The 17,945-nt window shown below is 68.5% G+C and carries 11 protein-coding genes and 1 pseudogene; 7 read left to right on the forward strand and 5 right to left on the reverse strand.

Going from position 1 to position 17,945, the window contains the following annotated elements:
* Positions 1-210: 210 nt before the first annotated feature.
* The 3 genes from KMW22_RS18675 to KMW22_RS18685 form a co-directional block, all read right to left on the reverse strand.
* Positions 211-2,529, reverse strand: a complete 2,319-nt coding sequence (locus KMW22_RS18675) for a putative bifunctional diguanylate cyclase/phosphodiesterase (RefSeq protein WP_221091536.1) — start codon at positions 2,527-2,529, stop codon at positions 211-213.
* Positions 2,530-3,063: 534 nt separating this feature from the next.
* Entirely contained in the window at positions 3,064-4,290 is a 1,227-nt protein-coding gene (locus tag KMW22_RS18680) for an MFS transporter (RefSeq protein ID WP_221091537.1), read from the reverse strand.
* A 46-nt stretch (positions 4,291-4,336) separates the two neighbouring features.
* Positions 4,337-6,478 (reverse strand): molybdopterin oxidoreductase family protein, encoded by a 2,142-nt coding sequence (locus KMW22_RS18685; protein ID WP_221091538.1) that lies wholly within the window; start codon positions 6,476-6,478, stop codon positions 4,337-4,339.
* Positions 6,479-6,706: 228 nt separating this feature from the next.
* Here KMW22_RS18685 and nirB point away from each other — a divergent pair, with 228 nt between their 5' ends.
* From nirB to KMW22_RS18710, 5 genes are all read left to right on the forward strand, one after another.
* On the forward strand, positions 6,707-9,247 hold the full coding sequence (gene nirB, locus KMW22_RS18690; RefSeq protein ID WP_221091539.1) for a nitrite reductase large subunit NirB: 2,541 nt from the start codon (positions 6,707-6,709) through the stop codon (positions 9,245-9,247).
* Between the two features lie 140 nt (positions 9,248-9,387).
* Complete coding sequence (nirD, locus tag KMW22_RS18695) at positions 9,388-9,747, forward strand: nitrite reductase small subunit NirD (RefSeq protein ID WP_221091540.1); 360 nt, start codon at positions 9,388-9,390, stop codon at positions 9,745-9,747.
* The gene (locus tag KMW22_RS18700; protein ID WP_221091541.1) at positions 9,726-10,559 is read left to right on the forward strand and encodes a uroporphyrinogen-III synthase; all 834 of its coding nucleotides are present in this window, start codon (positions 9,726-9,728) and stop codon (positions 10,557-10,559) included. Before nirD ends, KMW22_RS18700 begins: the two co-directional genes overlap by 22 nt.
* A 539-nt stretch (positions 10,560-11,098) precedes the next feature.
* Entirely contained in the window at positions 11,099-13,687 is a 2,589-nt protein-coding gene (locus tag KMW22_RS18705; protein WP_221091542.1) for a PEP/pyruvate-binding domain-containing protein, read from the forward strand.
* Entirely contained in the window at positions 13,684-14,796 is a 1,113-nt protein-coding gene (locus KMW22_RS18710; RefSeq protein WP_221091543.1) for a glycosyltransferase, read from the forward strand. The genes KMW22_RS18705 and KMW22_RS18710 overlap by 4 nt, the downstream gene beginning before the upstream one ends.
* A gap of 162 nt (positions 14,797-14,958) precedes the next feature.
* Here KMW22_RS18710 and KMW22_RS18715 read toward each other — a convergent pair whose 3' ends face one another.
* Positions 14,959-15,669: a hypothetical protein gene (locus tag KMW22_RS18715; protein WP_221091544.1), complete on the reverse strand. Its 711-nt coding sequence runs from the start codon at positions 15,667-15,669 to the stop codon at positions 14,959-14,961.
* Between the two features lie 413 nt (positions 15,670-16,082).
* Here KMW22_RS18715 and KMW22_RS18720 point away from each other — a divergent pair, with 413 nt between their 5' ends.
* Both KMW22_RS18720 and KMW22_RS18725 read left to right on the forward strand, forming a co-directional pair.
* Positions 16,083-16,916 (forward strand): DNA repair protein, encoded by an 834-nt coding sequence (locus KMW22_RS18720; RefSeq protein ID WP_221091545.1) that lies wholly within the window; start codon positions 16,083-16,085, stop codon positions 16,914-16,916.
* 3 nt (positions 16,917-16,919) lie between these two features.
* Positions 16,920-17,540, forward strand: a complete 621-nt coding sequence (locus KMW22_RS18725; RefSeq protein WP_221091546.1) for a hypothetical protein — start codon at positions 16,920-16,922, stop codon at positions 17,538-17,540.
* A 61-nt stretch (positions 17,541-17,601) separates the two neighbouring features.
* On the opposite strand, the pseudogene KMW22_RS18730 reads toward KMW22_RS18725, so the two are convergent.
* Positions 17,602-17,945: pseudogene (locus KMW22_RS18730) on the reverse strand (recombinase RecA); the annotation flags it as partial.

Genomic DNA, 17,945 nt, shown 5'->3' on the forward strand with positions numbered 1-17,945 from the left:
AACCAACGATCACGCTCGTCGGCGGTTGAGGCTTGGCGTTGACGACGCAGCAGTTCGTCTTCATCTAAGTGCTTCAGAGGAATGATCGCTTTGATACACTAACTATACTTCAAATTTGTATGAGGGGCTGACCACCGTTTCTGCTTCATCTGCCTGCTCTGACACGAGACAACGGTACCCAGCGGGGTGATGAGCCCGCTGAGGTTGGTCTTAAGACCCGGGGTGAGGGCGTGGCCGTTCAGGCGAGGCCGCCGCCTGACTCGCGGCAGGCGGTGGGACCACGGGCAACACACCGGCCTGCAGCAACTGCCCCGCCTCTGGCGCGGGCACGGGGCGGCTGATGACATAGCCCTGGATCAGGTCGCAGGGCAGACTGCGCAACTGGGCCCACTGGGCTGGCGTTTCTACCCCTTCCACCACAGCCGTCAGGTTCAGGCTGCGCACCAGGGCCAGAATGCTGCCCAGAAGGGCTTGCCCCTGGGGCCGGCCCACATCCTGCACGAAGCTCCGGTCAATCTTGACGCTGTGAACCGGAAATTGACGCAGGTAGCTCAGGCTGCTGTAGCCGGTGCCAAAATCGTCCACGGCGAGGTGAACCCCCAGGGCGCGCAACGCCTGCAAGGTTGTGACCACAGCGTCAATGCCGGCCGCCGCCACGCTTTCCGTGAATTCCAGGTGCAGGGCCGACGGTTCAAGCCCGGTATCACGCAGCGCGTCTTGCACCGTTTCCAGCACCTGTCCCAGACGGAACTGCCGGGCCGAGACGTTCACCGACACCCACACGTCGTTCAGGCCCTGTGCGCGCCACGTCTGCATCTGCGAACAGGCCTCGCGCAGCACCCAGGTGCCGATGGGCACGATCAGACCCGTATCTTCCGCGACAGGAATGAAGTCGGCGGGGCTGACCAGCCCCCGGGTGGGGTGCGCCCAGCGCACCAGGGCCTCCAAGCCCCGAACCTGACCCGTTTGGGTGTCCACCAGCGGCTGGTAGGTCAGAAAGAGTTCCTGGCGGGCCAGGGCGCGGCGCAGATCCTGCTCCAGGGTCAGGCGGGCCAGCAGGTCCTCTTCCATATCTGGCGTGTACAGGGTGTGGCCATTGCCGCCCTGCGCTTTGATTCGGGCCAGCGCCGTGTCCGCGTGCCGCAGAAGGCCCGCGCTGTCGTCGCCATGTGCAGGGAACTCCGCCGCGCCAATGCTGGCCTGGAGCAGCAGCTCCCGGCCGTCCACCTGCCAGGGGAGGCGCAGGCTGTCCAGAAGCGCCTCGGCTCTGGCCGCTGAGACGGGCCCCCGCTCGACCAGGATGAATTCATCCGCACTCTGCCGGGCCAGCAGGCTGTTCGGCGCGGCCACGCCATTCAGTCGGCGGGCCACCTCCACCAGCACCCGGTCACCGAACGGCGGGCCAAAGCTCGCGTTGATCGTCTTGAACTGGTCCAGGTCAATCAGGTACACCGCCAGGTGGGCCGGTGGGTCGGCCAGCAGGCGGCTCACTTCGCCGTCCAGGGCTGGACGGTTGAGCAGGCCCGTCAGGCCGTCGTGATTGGCCAGGTACAGCAGCGAGCGCTGGTGCTGGGCACTGTCCCGGATGCTGACCCAGAAGCCCCGGAAGGCCACCAGGCTGAACAGCACCATCAGGGCGGCCAGCCCCAGCACGGCATTGCGCTGGGCCGTGAGGCGCGCGGCGCGCTCACCCAGCATCGCGTGCAGCACCGGTGCCCCCTGGCCGTAAAGGGTCAGGGCCGACTGCACCGCTGCCTCGCTGGTCTGGCGGTACGCCTGTACCTGATTGGATTGGCCGCGAATCACCCCGCCGGCCCACCACGCCAGTTGCTGACTCACGCGGCGGTGCAACTCGGCCTGGGCCCGGATCAGTTCAGGGGGCACGGGCCTGCGCGTTTCACGAACCTTGTCCCAGCTGCGGCGCACACTGTCAGAAGTGCCCTGCAGTTCTCCGGGCAACAGCGCGGGCTGAGCGGGTTGAGACCGCTGCAACTGGTGCATGCCGGCCCACCGCAGCGCGCCACTCTGGGCGGTGACCACCGGCAGCTGCCGCACCAGCAAGTCCATCAGATAAAACGAAGGCAGCTCCGGGTCCAGAACGAGGCTTGAGGTGTCCGCCACGTGGGTGATGAGGCTCAGGGTTTGCGCGCGCAGGGGCTCGTCAACCGAGCCGCCGCCTGCCCGGTACGTGTCCTGCCAGGTCTGCCAGGCGGCGGCGGCGTCCAGGGACGGGTGGGCCTGTACCGCCTGCGTCACCTGCTGCATCGCCGTCTGGACCGCCTGTTGCGCTGGCAGGCGGTCCGCTGACTGCAGGTGGGCGACTTCACGCTCGCGGTCCAGCTGCACCAGCAGTTGGAGGAGGGGGCCGATGATCGCCAGCCCCCGCTGCTCATCGCGCGCGATGCGGATCTGGTGCTGGGCCTGCGCCGTGTACGCGCTCAGGATCACAGTCAGGGGCAGCACGAACGCCAGCACCAGCGCCAGGAGCCCGACGCTCCGGACCAGGGGGGCATTGACAGCAGGAGCCATGGTCCAGCTGTTGTAGCGCCCGGTGCGTCACGGAACTCTTCCCCACCTGGCCATGAATGGGGCGGCGTGGGCACTGGGCGCGACTGGTGACCTGTGGCCCGAAGGTTACCGGGAAGCACTGGGCAGGGTCTCTCGAAGGCCATTTGAAAACCGGCTGGCTGGAACGTGAACCCAGGCCTGCTGCCCGGTTTGCCGCGACCTTGCTGACACGACCGCGCGTGCTTGGCATGGATGATGGCGGGCCTGGATGACTGGCTCTTCCCCATCCACCGGGCCTCATCACAGGGCAGGTCCCTTTCACTACGCGGCGCAGGCGTCCCGTGCCTTCTGGCCACTGCCCGGCTTCCAGTGAATACAGGCATTGATCCCGCTTTCCTCCAGTTCTGGACCATTCAAGGCAGAACTGGAGGTTGCCTGCCCCCGGCATTTTTCAGATCCACTTCTCGGACACCCACCTGCTTTTCTGCGCCGCTCTGCGAGGCTCTGCAGCCGAAAAAATGCCGTCACGTGTGACGGCATTTCCCGGAGGCCGGATCAGGCGTACTGGGGACGCACCCCCAGCACCTTCAGGCGCACCATGTTGGCCACGAACACCACCCCCGACGCCGCCGTCAGCACGAACAGCAGCACAAACGCGGCCTGTTCGCCCACAGTGGGCCTGAGGGCCGCAAAGAGCAGGGGCAGTGCAAAGCCGCCCAGGCCACCCAGCAGGCCCACCAGCCCGCCCACCACACCCATCTGGCCGGGGTGCCACTGGGCCACCAGGGCGTAGGTGCTGGCCTTGCCAATGCCCATGCCGGCGCCCACCAGAGTGGTCAGCAGCAGAAACGGGGTTAGCGGCAGGTCGCGCAGCAGGGGCAGGAGGCCCACCAGCATGGCCAGGAAAGACGCCACGGTGACGCCACGCGGGCCAAAGCGGTCACTGAAATAACCGCCCAGGGGCCGCAGCAGGCTGGCCGGAAAGATAAACAGCGCAGTCAGCAGCCCCGCCTGCGCCAGCGGCACCCCGTAGTGGTCCACGTAATAGCGGGGCAAAAAGAGGCTGTAGGCCACGTACGCGCCAAAGAACACCACGTAATACAGCCCGAAACGCCATACCTGCAGCCGCCGCAGGGGCCGCAGCCAGTCGGCCAGGGTGCGCCCGGCGGGGGCCACGCGGTCAGGTGGGGTCAGGCGCAGCGTCAGGGCGGCGCAGAGCAGCAGCAGCAGGCCAAAGGCGAATGGCACGAACCGCCAGCCACCTGGAATCAGCAGCCCGGCTGGCACCGCTGCAACCAGGGCGGGCGCCAGCAGTTTGGTCAGGCTGGCCCCGGCGTTCCCTGCCCCGAAGGTGCCCAGGGCCAGCCCCAGGCGCTCACCGGGCACCCACTGGGCAATCCAGGCGTTGCCCACGGCAAAGCTGACCCCGGCCAGCCCCACCCCCAGCGCCAGGGCCAGCAGCGCCGGGTAACTGCCAGCGTAGGCCAGCGCCAGGGCAAACGCCGCCGTGAGCAGCAGGTTCGCCACGAACACCCGCTTGCCCCCGTAGCGGTCGGCCCACAGCCCGGCCGGCAGGCGCAGCAGCGACCCGGTCAGCACCGGAATGGCGGTCAGCAGGGTGTACTGGGCGTCACTCAGGCCCAGGTCGCGGCGCAAGGGCAGGCCCACGATGGCCAGCATGACCCACACGGCAAACATCAGCGTGAAGCCCAGCGTGGCGCCCGTGACCACGCGGCGGGCCTCGGGGCTCAGGGGCGCGGGGGATGTGGGGTGAGCAGGCATAGCAACCTCCAGGGGAAAAAGGGGACGAAGAACAAAAGGCGGCGGGTTACACCGGCCGCAGGGCCGACCCCGGATTCGCCCGCCCCACCGGCTCGGCCAGGGGCACAAGTGCCACGGGCGTGAGCTTGAAGCCGGGCATGCGCGAATGGGGGTCCAGGGCCTGCGGATCGGTGAGGAGGTTGGCGGTTTCGGGCCAGTGGAAGGGGACAAACACGGTGTCGGGCCGCAGGCCGGGCGCCAGCGCCACCGGGGCCTGGGCCTGCCCGTGGGCGGTGCGCAGCAGCACCGGGTCGCCTGCACGCAGGCCGTGGGCCCGGGCGGTGTCGGGGTGCAGCTGCGCGGCGAACGTGGCCCTCAGGGCCGGGTTGCGCCGGGTCTGGGTGCCGCTCTGGTACTGGGCGCCCAGCCGCCCGGTGGTCAGGTACAGCTGGCCTGGGACGGCAGCCACCGCCGGCAGCTGCGGCACATGCAGGGTGGCCAGCCCGTCGGGCGTGGGGTAGGGCGGGGCGTAGACGTGTGGGGTGTCCGGGGTATCTCGTTCTGGCGTGTCTCGTTCTGGGGCCCGTATGCCAGCGGTCCGGGCGGCGCGCACCGGCCACTGGGCACTGGCCCGGTCCAGGCGCGCGGCACTCAGGCCGCTGTAATCGGCCAGACCGCCCGCCGTCGCCCGGAAGAACTCGTCCTGCAGGGCCTGAAAGGTGGGATAGGTAAAGCCCTGCTCCCGGCCCACGGCCTGCGCCAGATCGCACAGAATGCGCCAGTCCTCGCGGGCAGCGCCGGGGGGCCACGCGGCGCGGCGCCGCCGCTGCACCCGGCCTTCCAGGTTCGTGGTGGTGCCTTCTTCCTCACACCACATGGACCCTGGCAGCACCAGGGTGGCCAGCGCCGCCGTCTCGCTGGGCAGCACGTCAATCACGATCAGGTGGCGCAGGCGCCCCAGATTGCGCGCCACCTGCCCGGCCCCCGCCGCACTGACCACCGGGTTGGCCGCCAGCACGATCAGGGCCTCAATGTCGTCACCGCAGGCGCCCAGCAACTCCTGGGCACTGCGGCCCGGGGCCGGCAGGTCATCCGGCGCGCAGCCCCACAACGCCGCCATGTGGGCGCGGTGCGCCGGGTTTCGCAGCGAGCGGGCACCGGGCAGCTGATCGTTCTTCTGGCCGTGCTCGCGCCCCCCCTGGCCGTTTCCCTGGCCGGTCAGCGGGGCGTAGCCGCCGCCCACCTTGCCAAAGTGGCCGCACAAAAAGGCCAGATTCAGCCACGCCTGCACGGTGTCGGTGCCGTGCAGGTGCTGCTCTGGGCCGCGCCCGCTCAGGATCAGGGGGGTACGGGCCGCCGCGTAGGCGCGCGCCAGGGCCAGCACCTCGTCTTCGGCCACGCCGCAGTCCTGGGCCACCCGGGCCGGCGTGTAGGCGCGGGCCTGGGCCAGCACCTCGGCCATGCCGTGGGCCGGGGCGGTGGGCCGAATGCGGCCCCAGTGCGCCATGAGGTGCAGCAGACCCAGGGCCAGCACGCCGTCGGTGCCGGGGCGCAGGGCCAGGTGGTGCCCGGCCACCTTCGCCGTGGGCGTGGCGCGCGGATCAATGGCCCACACCTGAGCGCCCCGGTCCTTGCTGGCTTTGAGGTACTGGGCCAGGGGCGGCAGCGTTTCGGCGATGTTGGCCCCCACCAGCAGCACCAGATCGCTGCGCGGCAGGTCGTCCAGCGGAAAGCCCAGGCCCCGGTCGTAGCCCACCGTGCGGGTGAGGGCCGCGCTGGCACTGGCCATGCAGTAGCGGCCGTTGTAGTCGATGTGCGGGGTGCGCAGCGCCAGCCGCGCGAATTTGCCCAGCAGGTACGCGGTTTCGTTGGTCAGGGCGCCACTGCCAAACACGCCGATGCGCTCCGGGGCCGCCTGCACCAGCGGGCCCAGGGCGTCCTGAATGTACGCCAGGGCCTCGGGCCAGCCCACCGGCACCAGTTCGCCGTTCCGGCGCAGCAGTGGCGTGGTCAGCCGCTCCGGGTGGCGCAGATCGTTCAGGGCGGCCAGACCCTTCTTGCACACCGTGCCGTGGGCCACGGGGCAGGCCTTGGTGGGCGTGGCCCGCACGGGCAGGCCGCCTTCAAGGTGCAGGTCGAAGTTGCACTGCACCGCGCAGTAGGGACAGGTGGTGCGCACGGTGGCGGTAGGGGGGCTGCCCGGCGTCATGCCGCCACCTTGCGGGGCAGGGCAAGGGTTGTCAAGGCCAAATTTGCAGGTTGTTTCAAAAATTCAGAACGCTTTGCAGGATTTTTCCCCAAACTGTCCAATACACTCGGCCTGACCGGCACTTAGCTAGCCTTTTTGTTGACAAAATTCAGATTGGCCCGTTAACTGTGTCGCAGCAGGCGGCGCGCTTCCCCTTCTCCCACTGCGCCCTGCCCTGGAGGTTGCCCCATGTCCACACCCGTTTCGTCTCTTCCACACGTCGTCATCGTGGGCAACGGCATGGTCGGCCACCGCTTGGCAGAGCAGCTGCGCGAGGGCGCTCCCGCGCAGGCCTTGCGCCTGACCGTGATCTGCGAGGAAAGTCGCCTCGCCTATGACCGCGTACACCTGTCGCAGCACTTTGATGACCCCGCGCCGGACCTTGCGCTGGCGACGCCGGGCGCCTACGCCGAGCAGGGCGTGGCCGTGCTCTGGGGCCGCGCCCACGACCTGAACCCGGCGGCGCGCACCGTGGCGGTGGGAGACCGCACCCTGGCCTACGACGCCCTGGTGCTGGCCACCGGTTCGGTGCCCTTCGTGCCGCCGCTGCCCGGCAAGGAGGCCCGGGGCTGTTTCGTCTACCGCACCCTGGAGGACCTAGAGGCCATCCGGGGCGCGGCGCAGCAGGCGCACACCGGCGTGGTGATCGGCGGCGGCCTGCTGGGTCTGGAAGCGGCCGGGGCCCTGCGCAAACTGGGCCTGCAGACGCATGTGGTCGAGGTGGCGCCCTGGCTGATGCCCGCGCAGCTGGACGCCGAGGGCGGCGCCACACTGCAGCGGCGCGTGGAAGCCCTGGGCCTTCAGGTCCATGTGGGCCGGGCCACCCAGCGCCTGACCACCGACGCGGCGGGGCAGGTGACCGGCCTCGTCTTTGCCGATGGACAGACGCTGGACACCGAACTCGTGGTGTTCTCCGCCGGCATCCGCCCCCGCGACGAGTTGGCCCGCGCGGCCGGGCTGGCGGTGGGCGAACGCGGCGGCATTCAGATTGACGACCAGGGCCGCACGAGCGCGCCGGGCGTGTACGCCGCCGGAGAATGCGCGCTGCACGGCGGGCGCACCTACGGGCTGGTGGCGCCGGGCTACCGCATGGCGGCGGTGGTGGCCGCCAACGTGCGGCGCGACCTGGGGCTGCAGACCGGGCCCCCCGCCCTGTTCACCGGCGCCGACCTGTCCACGCAGCTCAAGCTGCTGGGCGTTGAGGTGGGCTCGTTCGGGGACGCGCAGGGGAAGACCCCGGGCAGCCGCACCGTGTCCCTCAGCGACAACGTGCGCGGCACCTACAGCAAACTGGTGCTGTCCCAGGATGGGCAGCGGGTCCTGGGCGGCCTGCTGGTGGGCGACACCGCCCGCTACAGCGACCTGCTGGACCTGGCCCTGTCGGGGCAGGTGCTGAGCGCCTCGCCCGAAACGCTGCTGGTGCCCCCCACGGGGGCGGCCCCGGCCAGCGCCGATCCGCTGCTGTGCTCCTGCGAACACGTGCGGGGAAGCGCGGTGTGTGCGGCCGTGCACGGTGGGGCGCGCGACGTGGCGGCGCTGAAAAAGGCCACAGGAGCAGGCACCGGCTGCGGGGGCTGCGTGCCCACCCTGCAGCGCACGCTGCAAGGCGAACTGCACCGCCTGGGCGAAGGTGTCTCAGTGCACCTGTGCGAGCACTACGCCTACAGCCGCCAGGACCTGTTTGACCTGATCCGGGTGCGTGGCTACCGCACCTGGGCGCAGGTGCTCTCGGCCTGCGGCACCGGGCACGGCTGCGAAGTCTGTAAGCCGGCAGTGGCCTCCATTCTGGCCAGCCTGCACAGCGAACTGGTGGTGGGACCGGCACACGCGGCGGTGCAGGACACCAACGACGCCTTTCTGGCCAACATTCAGAAAAACGGCACTTACTCGGTGGTGCCCCGTATCCCCGGCGGCGAGATTACCCCGGAGGGACTGGTGGCCATTGGCACCGTGGCGCGTAAATTTGGGCTGTACTGCAAGCTCACGGGCGGCCAACGCATTGACCTGCTGGGGGCCCATGTGGGCGACCTGCCCGCCATCTGGGAAGAGCTGATTGCGGCCGGCTTCGAAAGCGGGCACGCCTACGGCAAGAGCCTGCGTACGGTCAAAAGCTGCGTGGGCTCGGCATGGTGCCGCTACGGCGTACAGGATTCCACGGGGCTGGCGGTGCGGCTGGAACTGCGCTACCGGGGCCTGCGCAGCCCCCACAAACTGAAAAGTGGCGTGTCCGGCTGCGTGCGCGAATGCGCCGAGGCCCGCTCCAAGGACTTTGGCCTGATTGCCACCGAGCGCGGCTGGAATGTGTATGTAGGAGGCAACGGCGGCGTGACCCCCCGGCACGCCCAGCTGCTGGCCGAGGGGCTGAGTGAGGACGAGGTGGTGCGCGTGCTGGACCGCTACCTGATGTTCTACGTGCGCACCGCCGACCGCCTGGAGCGCACCTCGGCGTGGCTGGAGCGCATGGAAGGTGGGCTGGACCACCTGCGGCGCGTGATTCTCGACGACCACCTGGGCCTGTGCGCCGAGCTGGAAGCCGAGATGGCCCGCCATGTCGCCGCCTATCAGGACGAGTGGGCGGCGGCCGTGGCCGACCCGGCGGTGCGCGCCCGGTTCCGCACCTTCGTCAACGCCGATGCCCGTGACGACGGCGTGACCTGGGTGACCGAACGCGGCCAGCCCTGTCCGGCGCCGCCAGCAGGTGCCCATCCGGCCCTGCCCGGAGGTGACTGATGACAGGGTTCCGTTCCTCGTCCCTCCTCTCATCCAGCACCGAGATGTTTGCTCCTCACCCAAAGCCCGCCTCGTCTCCTGCTCTCGGGGATGACCGCCCACTGACGTTCACCCCCCACCCTACCCCTCGGAGCGTACCCATGACTCTGCCTCCTTCCTCCACCCTGCCCTGGACGCGCGTGTGCGCGCTGGGCGACATCCTGCCCGGCAGCGGCGTTTGCGCGCTGGTGTCTGGCGTTCAGATCGCGCTCTTTCACGTGGCCGGGCGGGTATATGCCCTGGGCAACCGCGACCCCTTTACCGGCGCCAATGTGCTTTCGCGCGGCCTGACGGGCAGTTACCAGCGCGGCGACGAGGTGCGCTTCAAGGTCGCCTCGCCGCTGCTGAAACACACCTTCGATCTGGAAACGGGCCAGAGCCTGGAGGAACCGGGCGTTCGCGTGCCGGTGTTTGCCACCCGCCTGGAAGGAGGTGACGTATGGACTGGTTCGGCCATCTGAACGTCCTGAGTCTGGAATCGCGCCGCAGCGAGGAAATGGAAACCCTGATCCGCAAGTACGGCGGGACCCCGCAGGTGGCCCCCAGCATGCGCGAGGTCAAACTGGACCTGAGTGGGCCCCTGGCCCAGTTCGAGCGCGACCTGGCCGCCGGGGACATTCACGCCGTGGCCTGCCTGACGGGCGTGGGCACCCGCATGTTCCTCAAGGAGCTGGCGGCGCGCGATCCCCGCCATCTGGAAACGCTGCGCGGCGTGCCGCTGATTGCCCGGGGGAGCAAACCCGCCCAGGCACTGAAAAGCTTTGGCCTGCCCAGTGTGCTGGTGCCCCGCCCCTGCACGTGGCACGAGGTGACCGAACACCTGCTGGCCACCCTGACGCGCGGGCAGCACGCTGTGGTGCTGGAATACGGCGACGCCCTGCCCACCGCCATGCGGCGCGAACTGGGCTACGCGGGGATTCGCGTGACCAGCGTGCCGGTCTACCGCTGCGCCTTTCCCCAGGACCCCGCGCCCCTGGCGCGCGCCGTGCGCGACGTGGTGCTGGGCGGCCCCGACATCCTGCTGCTGTCCAGCGGCACCCAGCTGCTGCACTTCCTGAAATACGCCGAGAAGTTGGGCCTGCTGGACGAGGCGCGCGCGGGGCTGGCGCGGCTGGTGGTGGTCAGCATTGGCCCGGCCTGCAGCGAGGCCGCCGCTGACCTGGGCCTGCGCATTGACCTGGAGGCCAACCCACACAAGATGGGCATTCTGGTGCGCATGGCCGCCGAACATGGCCCGGGCCTGCTGGCGCAGCGCCTGGGCCGGGCGGGCTGACGGGTCCGGAGAGAGCACCGTCGGCTCTCGCTCCATCCTTTCGCTACTTCAGAAGCAGAAACACACCCAAGCTTGGCCCTCTCAACGCTGGAGCCAGAGGCGCGGCCCACACTCTGGCTCCAGCACCAGGTGCTGGCGACCCGTGCTGCACGGCATGAAGAACGAGCGAAGGGTTGAGAGCCCACACGGCGCTACAGACTGCACCCACTGCCACAAGAGCGGCGCCATCTGACCACGGAACTAAACAGTGGGCGCCAGAGCGTGGCGGGGCCCCAGCCAGCGCTCTCCAGGCTGCATAGTGCGCCGCCGAACAACACCGCAGAAGAGGCCACGCCGCCGACTGCCGGCGGGCTGAAAGCCAGAGGATAACAACCTGGGCGGCACAGCTTCCGCAGGCATGCCATGCTCCTCGGGATGTTCGTGTCTGCCCATGCACACCTTCTGGGGCTGCTTGTCTTTGGGCTGTCGCTCCCAGTAAACCTACGCGCACCGGTCCTTCCTCTGTGATGCGGCGTGCCAGTTCTCCTGCCTTGCTGGACATGGCCGCTGTGCACCAGACCGGTCCTCAGCAGAGCGGGGCCAAAGCCTGGCGCCTGACGCAACTGCGCCGGTACGGGTTCCCAGTCCCCGACCTTTATGTTGTTCCAGCGTGGGTCCACGCAGACTGGCTTCAGCGCAGCCGGCTTGAGCCACGCCTGCGCAGCGCAGCGCCCAACGAACTCGAACGCCTCCGCACCCAGCTGCATGAGACGCCGCTCCCCGAAACACTGATAGCGGCGCTCGCTGAACTGGCCCCTGTGGCCCCCGCCTGGGCCGTACGTTCCTCTGCGCCGCACGAAGACGGCACCGCCGCGTCTTTTGCCGGTCAGCACGCCACCTGCCTCCATGTCAGTGGCCTGCAAGCATTGTGTGAGGCGGTGCGGCACGTCTGGGCCTCGGTGTGGACGCCAGCCGCACTCAGCTACCGCCTCCGGCACGGCGCTGGGGCAGATTTCGGCATGGCGGTGCTGCTGATGCCGATGGTGCCTGCAGTGAGCAGCGGCGTCGCCTTTACGCGTGATCCGCTCACAGGGCAGCCGGAGCGCATCATTCTTCAGGCGAATTGGGGCCTGGGCGAAAGTCTGGTGCAGGGGCTCAGTGCAGGCGACGAGATCACCGTGCACACCAATCCCTTGAACGCCGACCTCATGGGGCTGCAGATCACGGTTGGGCGCAAGACCCAGCAGGTTCAGCTTCAGCCTGAGGGCGGCACACGTCCTGAAGCCGTCCCCATCCACCAACAGTGCCAGCCTGTCCTGCATCCAGCGCAGGCGCTCCGCCTTGCGGGCCTGCTGCGGCAGGCGGCCCTCAGCCTCAATTTCGCGGCGCCCCATTTCGACCTGGAGTGGGCGTTCGATGGCCACCGGTTCTGGCTATTGCAGGCGCGGCCCCTGACAGCGGTGGGTGGGCGCGAAGCTGGACAGGTGCAGGGCCAGCCCACGCTCTGGTCGCGCGGCAACACAGGGGAGGTGATGCCGTTCCCCCTCTCTGCCATCGACTGGAGCGCGGCGCAGAATATTGGTGAACGCGTGCTGAAAAGCAGCCTGCTGGCAGCGGGGTATGTGCCCGAGCCCGCCGCCCCGCGCCTGGCCCTGCACCAGGGCCACCTGTACATGAACATGTCGCTCGTGCAGTGGGAGCTGAAAGAAGCATTCGGCCTGTCCCCAGCCGACACCAACGCCCTGCTGGGTGGCCAGCAGCGCGCCCTGGTGTGGCCAAGGCAGCCCTGGACAGCGCGCCTCCGCCAGGGCAAGCGGCTGCTGCAGCTGGCCTTCCTGACCCCTGCCTTGCGCCGAAAGGGGCGGCGGCAGGCCACCCGACTCCTCCGCTGGAGTGCCCGAGAAGCCAGGCGACCCCTGCCCACGTCGCCCCTGCGGCAGGCCGCCGCGCTGGACCGGCTGTTTACGCACCTGAACCGCCAGCAAGCCCTGTTCTTCCTGCAGGGGGGGAGTGGAGCTAGCGCCTGGGCGCTTCGGAGGCTGCTGACCCAGCTGCTGCCGCTGGAAGGGCCTGCACTGGCCCTGGACCTGCTGACCGGGGGCGCCCCCAGCGTCAGTGCGGCGCAGGCACATGATCTTGCGCACCTGGCCAGCCTGCTCAGGACGGACAGCGCGGCAAAGGCCTGGGTGAAACAGGCGGCGGCCGGCCAGCTGGCCCCGAGCCTGCCCCGCCGCCACCCATTTCGCTGCGCCTTCGAGGAATATCTGCGCCGCTATGGCCACCGCGCCACCTACGAGAGCTACACCCGCCACGCCCGCTGGCGTGAAGACCCTTCTCCTCTGCTACATCACCTGTGCACCCTGGCCGCGCAGGCGACTGTCGCCGCTGGCCCGGCGGTGTCCGTCTCGGCGCACCTGCGGCGGTTGCCCCGTGGCCTGCGGGTGCTGCGGTCCGCCATTGGGCTCCTGGCACGGCTGGCACAGCAGGAACTGCAGGACCGCGAGCTGGGGCGCAGCGCCGTGTTCAGTCCCGTTGAACCGTACCGGCGCCTGCTTCTGCACATTGGCCGGGGCTGGGCCGCATCGGGACACATAGCACAGCCCAGCGACATCTTCGACCTCACCCTGCCGGAAATTCACGCCCTGCTGCGCCAGGAGCGGCCGTTGGGGGGCCTGAGAGATCTGGTGCTGGACCGGCAGCAGGCGACCGAAGCGTGGCGCGCCCTGAGCGTTCCCGATGTGTATACCGAGGGCGCCCTGGTGCCCACTTCAACAGACAGTCCTCCTGTTCAGCCCCCCAGAGCCGCTGGGCGACACACCTTGACCGGCACGGGGGCCAGCAGCGGCGTGGTCACCGGCCGGGCGTGCGTGCTGGACCACCCGAATGACCTGGGAACGCTGCAGGCGGGGGACATTCTGGTGGTGCGCAGCACCGACCCCTCCTGGACCCCCGTATTCCTGCAGGCCCGTGGCCTGGTGATAGAAACAGGCGGGCTCCTCTCCCACGGCACCATCGTGGCGCGCGAGTTCGGCCTGCCCACGGTCCTGAACATCCCTGGCATCCGGCAGCAGGTCCGAACTGGTGACCTTCTCCACGTTGATGGCGCGGCAGGTACAGTCACTCTTTATCCGCGTGAGGACCACCTATGAAACGACCCCTACCTCTGGGGCCCCAACTGGCTCTGGCGTTCCTGACATTCAAAGGGATCAACCTGCTCCTCAACGCCCTGACCTTTCCCCGCCTGCGCACGCCTCCGGCGTGTGAAGCCCTGCCTATGGTGTCCCTCCTGATTCCAGCGCGCGATGAGGCCCACAACCTGCGGCGTCACCTGCCCGGCATCGTGGCGCAAGCGGCCCATGAAGTCCTGATCCTGGACGACGGCAGCACCGACGAAACCGCCGAGGTCGCCGCCGCGTGTGGCCTGCGGGTGATTCGGGGTGCCCCGCTGCCCCCAGGCTGGAAGGGCAAAAGCTGGGCCTGTCATCAGCTGGCGGCGCAGGCCAGTGGCGAGATCCTGCTGTTTCTCGATGCCGATGTTGTTCTGCATGGCGGGGCCGCTAGGGCGCTGGCCGCGCACTTGCAGCAGCACCGTTCCGGCCTGGTGAGTGTGCTGCCCCGGCCTCAAGGCCTGAATCTGGGCACCCGTCTCCTGGCCCCGCTGGTGGACGTGATGGTGTTGACCTGGCTGGCGTACCCGCTGCAGTGGCTGCGCTGGCCACAGGCGAGTACGGCCAACGCCCAGGGGATGGCCTTCCGGCGCGAAGCGTACTGGGCCGCCGGAGGGCATCACGCCGTCCGCGACGAGATGCTGGAGGGCACTGCGCTGGCCCGCCGGGTCCGCGCAGCCGGCTGGCCTGTCAGCAAGGCACTGGGCAAGGAGCATGTGGGCATCCGTGCGTACCGCAGCTACGCGGCATCGGTCCACGGCTTCAGTAAACACGCTCTGCATGTTCATCTCGGCTCCCGCCCCTTGCTCGTGGCGCTGGGCGCCCTGCATTTCCTGGTGTATACCCTGCCGTGGATACGCCGCCCCCGTCATCCCCTGCTGTGGGCTGTGCGGCTCGCCGGGCCTGCAGAACGGCTTCTGGTCAATTGGCTCACCGGTCGGCGCCAGTTGCCTGATCTGCTTGAAGCCCTGCTCGTCCCGGTCACGTTCCTGGCGGCGCTCCCCGCCTACCGACTTGCTCTGGGGCGGCAGGTGACCTGGAAGAACCGCACTTATACCAACGCGGCCCACAAGCACAACGACGAGGCGTGAAGATTTTGCAGAGCGCGACAGCCGTTCACTGCCTGAGAGGCGGATATGTGCTGATGAGACCGGCAGCAAAAGGCGTCTGGCCCAAACCCCTTGACTGCAGGCGTACACAGCCACATCGGGGGCGCCAGTGTGGAGGAGCCCTTCCGACCACCTCTCTGCCCCTCAAATCCTGCCGTTGCCGTCGCCCTCCAGGCCAGCTCCGGCCTGGGCCCGGCCACCATAGAGCGCCACCGTAAACGCGTAGCCAGCCACCTGCCACGCCCAGACACTCAGCATGAAAAACAGCGCCAGATTCAACCCGAAGGCCAGGATGTCCAGCGCACCCAGGGCGGATACCTGCCAGAAGCTTGGGCCCCAGAGCCACGGCCAGCGGGCCAGGCCCAGCAGCGTGGGTGCACCCAGCGATAAGGCAATGGCGCCGGCTGTGATGCACCAGGCGGCGCTGTAGGCCCGCCACTGCGGGCGTATGGTGCGCCACAACCGCCAGGGCGCGTGCAGAACGGTGCGGTCCCCTTCGCAGCCCAGCCGGGTCATGCCGGCGGGCACCAACAGGACGGCCGCCAGCAGCAGGCCACCGGCAAGCCACCATAGGCTAAGGGCCAGGCCCCGGAGACCCGCCCACCACGCGCCGCCACCCGCCAGCGCCAGAGCGGCGCCGGGGCTGAGGCTCAAGGCGATGACGCCCCACACGACGAGCCCCCTCCTCAGGACGTAGCGTGACCACCGGAAGGGCGGAAAGGTGGGGTCCTGGCCCTGATACAGCCGCGTGGCCACCTCCCAGCGGTAGCCCAGATTCAGCACCCAGCCGGGCAGCAGGGTTAGCAGGGCCAATGCGCCGCGCAGGATGCCCGCACGCGCCTGTGGGGTCGCCACCGGAAAAGCCCAGGCCGCCCGCCACCGCAAGGTGGATGGAAGGCAGGACACCGGCGACCGTGCCGGCTGGTTTTCGCAGAAGTCACTCAAACTGGTTTCAGGATAGGGGAGCGGAACTTCCAGAGGGCTCGAAACCTAACGACATGTGGATCAGCCAGCAACTGCCTCGGGCGGTCGGGGCACAGGGTCCCGCTGCCCCTGGGCTGAAGGCAAGTGCGCAGAGCAACCCCGACCCCAGGCGCGTGACTGACCACGACTTCTTCAGGAGACAGGTGGAAAGGCTGTTTCGCCGGGTGACGAGAGTGATACGTCGGGCTCCGGCCTGAAACCCCCGTTGGTTCGGCATGCCTATCTCAATCCACCTGAAACTTTCCGCTATAATTATGTTCATATCAGAATAAGGAGTTGTCAGCATGCCCAAAACAAAAGCATCCTCTGGTGCCCTTGATCGCTTTCAGGCGCTTCTCGCCACCGTCTCTGTCTCTGCGGACATCCACGCGATCACCGCGCACGAGGGGGCAGATGCACAGCTGACTGACCTGCTCCGTCAGGCGCATGACCGCTGGGGCTATGGCCTCCATCACCTTCGGCATGAAGCCCGCTGGACAGGCCAGACCGTTGAACTGCTGGCCGATGGCCGGGTGGTGGCCGACCTGAATGCCGAGCCTGCCCGTATCGCTACCACCTACGCGAGCATGGCAGCCCCCGACGAGAACGGGCTGAGCCTGTGGCCTGTTCTGGGCGACGGCCACCGCACCAGCTTCCGAAACGCAGCCCAGATGCGCGTGCTCATTGAGGATGGCCGCGATTTTGAAACCCTCTGGAGCGCCGAGAAACAGGGGCTCAGCGCCCGCGTCTGGCGAACCCAGACCTACGAAGGCGAACTGCTGGCCGTGGAATATGTCCGGCCCACCAGCGCCACGCAGCTTCTGGCGGACGCCGCCTGGGACGTCATCACCCGCATCAAGGACCGCACGCTGCAGCGTGAACTGATGAAGCGCAGTGAGCAGGGCGGCATTCTTCAGGCGTTCCTAAGCGCCCGGCATAAGGAGGCCGAGGCCAACTTGGCCCAGCTGGCCGAAGCGCATTTCACGGTGCAGGGTCATGTGGGGCGGCTCACAGGCAGTGCCGCGCGTGATATCGAGGCGTTCCGCGCCCTGCAGCGCGCCACCGCAGAAGAACTGCTTGCACTGCAGGACCGGGCAGTCAAGCAGGTGGGGGCCACCCTGTACGGCGAACTGAGGTAAGGCGTGCCGCGCCGCAGTGCCCAGGCCATCGCCGCCGACCGGCAAGCGGCGGTCATCCAGCGCAGCGAAAACCCCCTGCTTTACGTGGCGCAGTGGCGTGAGGTCCAGCTGATGGCCTTCGCAGACCGCCACCGCCAACGGGAAACGCGGGTGATCTGTGCAGCGCGCCATGTGCGCGGCGGCACCACCGTGCACTACGGCGTGCCTGGGCAATCGGCCCGGGCGGCCCTCTGGACAGTGCAGGGCGAGGAGCGGCTTCACCTGAGCGCCGCCGTCAGCGCCTGTTTCTGCGCTTTCTCGGAGGCCCTCCACAGCGCCGCGCCAACGGAGTTGAACTTGATTCCCAAGACCCTGCTGGACCCTGGCGGCGCACGGCTGCGTTTCGTGCATCAGGGGGTCGTCTTTTTCCTGCGCGTCACACCGTGGGAGGTGACGTCTGAGCCGACCCAGACGAGTCTGGTGCTCTACGGGGAGGCGCGAACCGAAGAAGCCCGGGGCGTGCTGGGCGCTGTGCAAAACAGCGACTCAGGCCAGTGGACGCTGCAGGCTGTGCGCGCCGCCCAGCATTTGCTCTGGGGCCGCGCCGTGGCTGACACTCTGGAGCCGGTGGCCAAAGCAGGCTGAATGACCATAAGAGAGGTGCCCCTGCCTGATGCAGGGGCACCTTCTCTCTGGCCTGTGTGTTTCAGTCTGCGGCGTCCACACCGGCAGCAGGCGGCGCTGTGACGGGCGCTGCGTTGCCCGTGCGAATAGCATTCAGGACCATGCCGCGAATGTCTTCAGCGTCCTGGGAATGCTCCTTGAGCCATTCGATGGCCTTTTCCTTGCCCTGGCCGATCCGGTCATTGTTGTACGAGTAGAAGGAACCCGCCTTCTTCACAATGTCGAACTCTGCCGCGAGGCTCAGCAGGTCGCTGAGCTGGTCGAAGCCCTTGCCGTACATGAGGGTGAGCTCGACTTCCTTGAAGGGCGGGGCCACCTTGTTCTTCACCGTCTTGACCTTTACGGTGTTCGCCACCGCGTCGTTGC

This window comes from Deinococcus aquaedulcis, from assembly GCF_019693445.1.
GTDB classification, from domain to species: domain Bacteria; phylum Deinococcota; class Deinococci; order Deinococcales; family Deinococcaceae; genus Deinococcus; species Deinococcus aquaedulcis.

Bases quoted from the DNA above. Each gene is read 5' to 3' on its own strand.
- nirD (WP_221091540.1), top strand. From the start codon at position 9,388: ATGACTCTGCCTCCTTCCTCCACCCTGCCCTGGACGCGCGTGTGCGCG.
- KMW22_RS18705 (WP_221091542.1), top strand. From the start codon at position 11,099: ATGGCCGCTGTGCACCAGACCGGTCCTCAGCAGAGCGGGGCCAAAGCC.
- KMW22_RS18675 (WP_221091536.1), bottom strand. From the start codon at position 2,529: ATGGCTCCTGCTGTCAATGCCCCCCTGGTCCGGAGCGTCGGGCTCCTG.
- nirB (WP_221091539.1), top strand. From the start codon at position 6,707: ATGTCCACACCCGTTTCGTCTCTTCCACACGTCGTCATCGTGGGCAAC.
- KMW22_RS18685 (WP_221091538.1), bottom strand. From the start codon at position 6,478: ATGACGCCGGGCAGCCCCCCTACCGCCACCGTGCGCACCACCTGTCCC.
- KMW22_RS18720 (WP_221091545.1), top strand. From the start codon at position 16,083: ATGCCCAAAACAAAAGCATCCTCTGGTGCCCTTGATCGCTTTCAGGCG.
- KMW22_RS18680 (WP_221091537.1), bottom strand. From the start codon at position 4,290: ATGCCTGCTCACCCCACATCCCCCGCGCCCCTGAGCCCCGAGGCCCGC.
- KMW22_RS18710 (WP_221091543.1), top strand. From the start codon at position 13,684: ATGAAACGACCCCTACCTCTGGGGCCCCAACTGGCTCTGGCGTTCCTG.
- KMW22_RS18700 (WP_221091541.1), top strand. From the start codon at position 9,726: ATGGACTGGTTCGGCCATCTGAACGTCCTGAGTCTGGAATCGCGCCGC.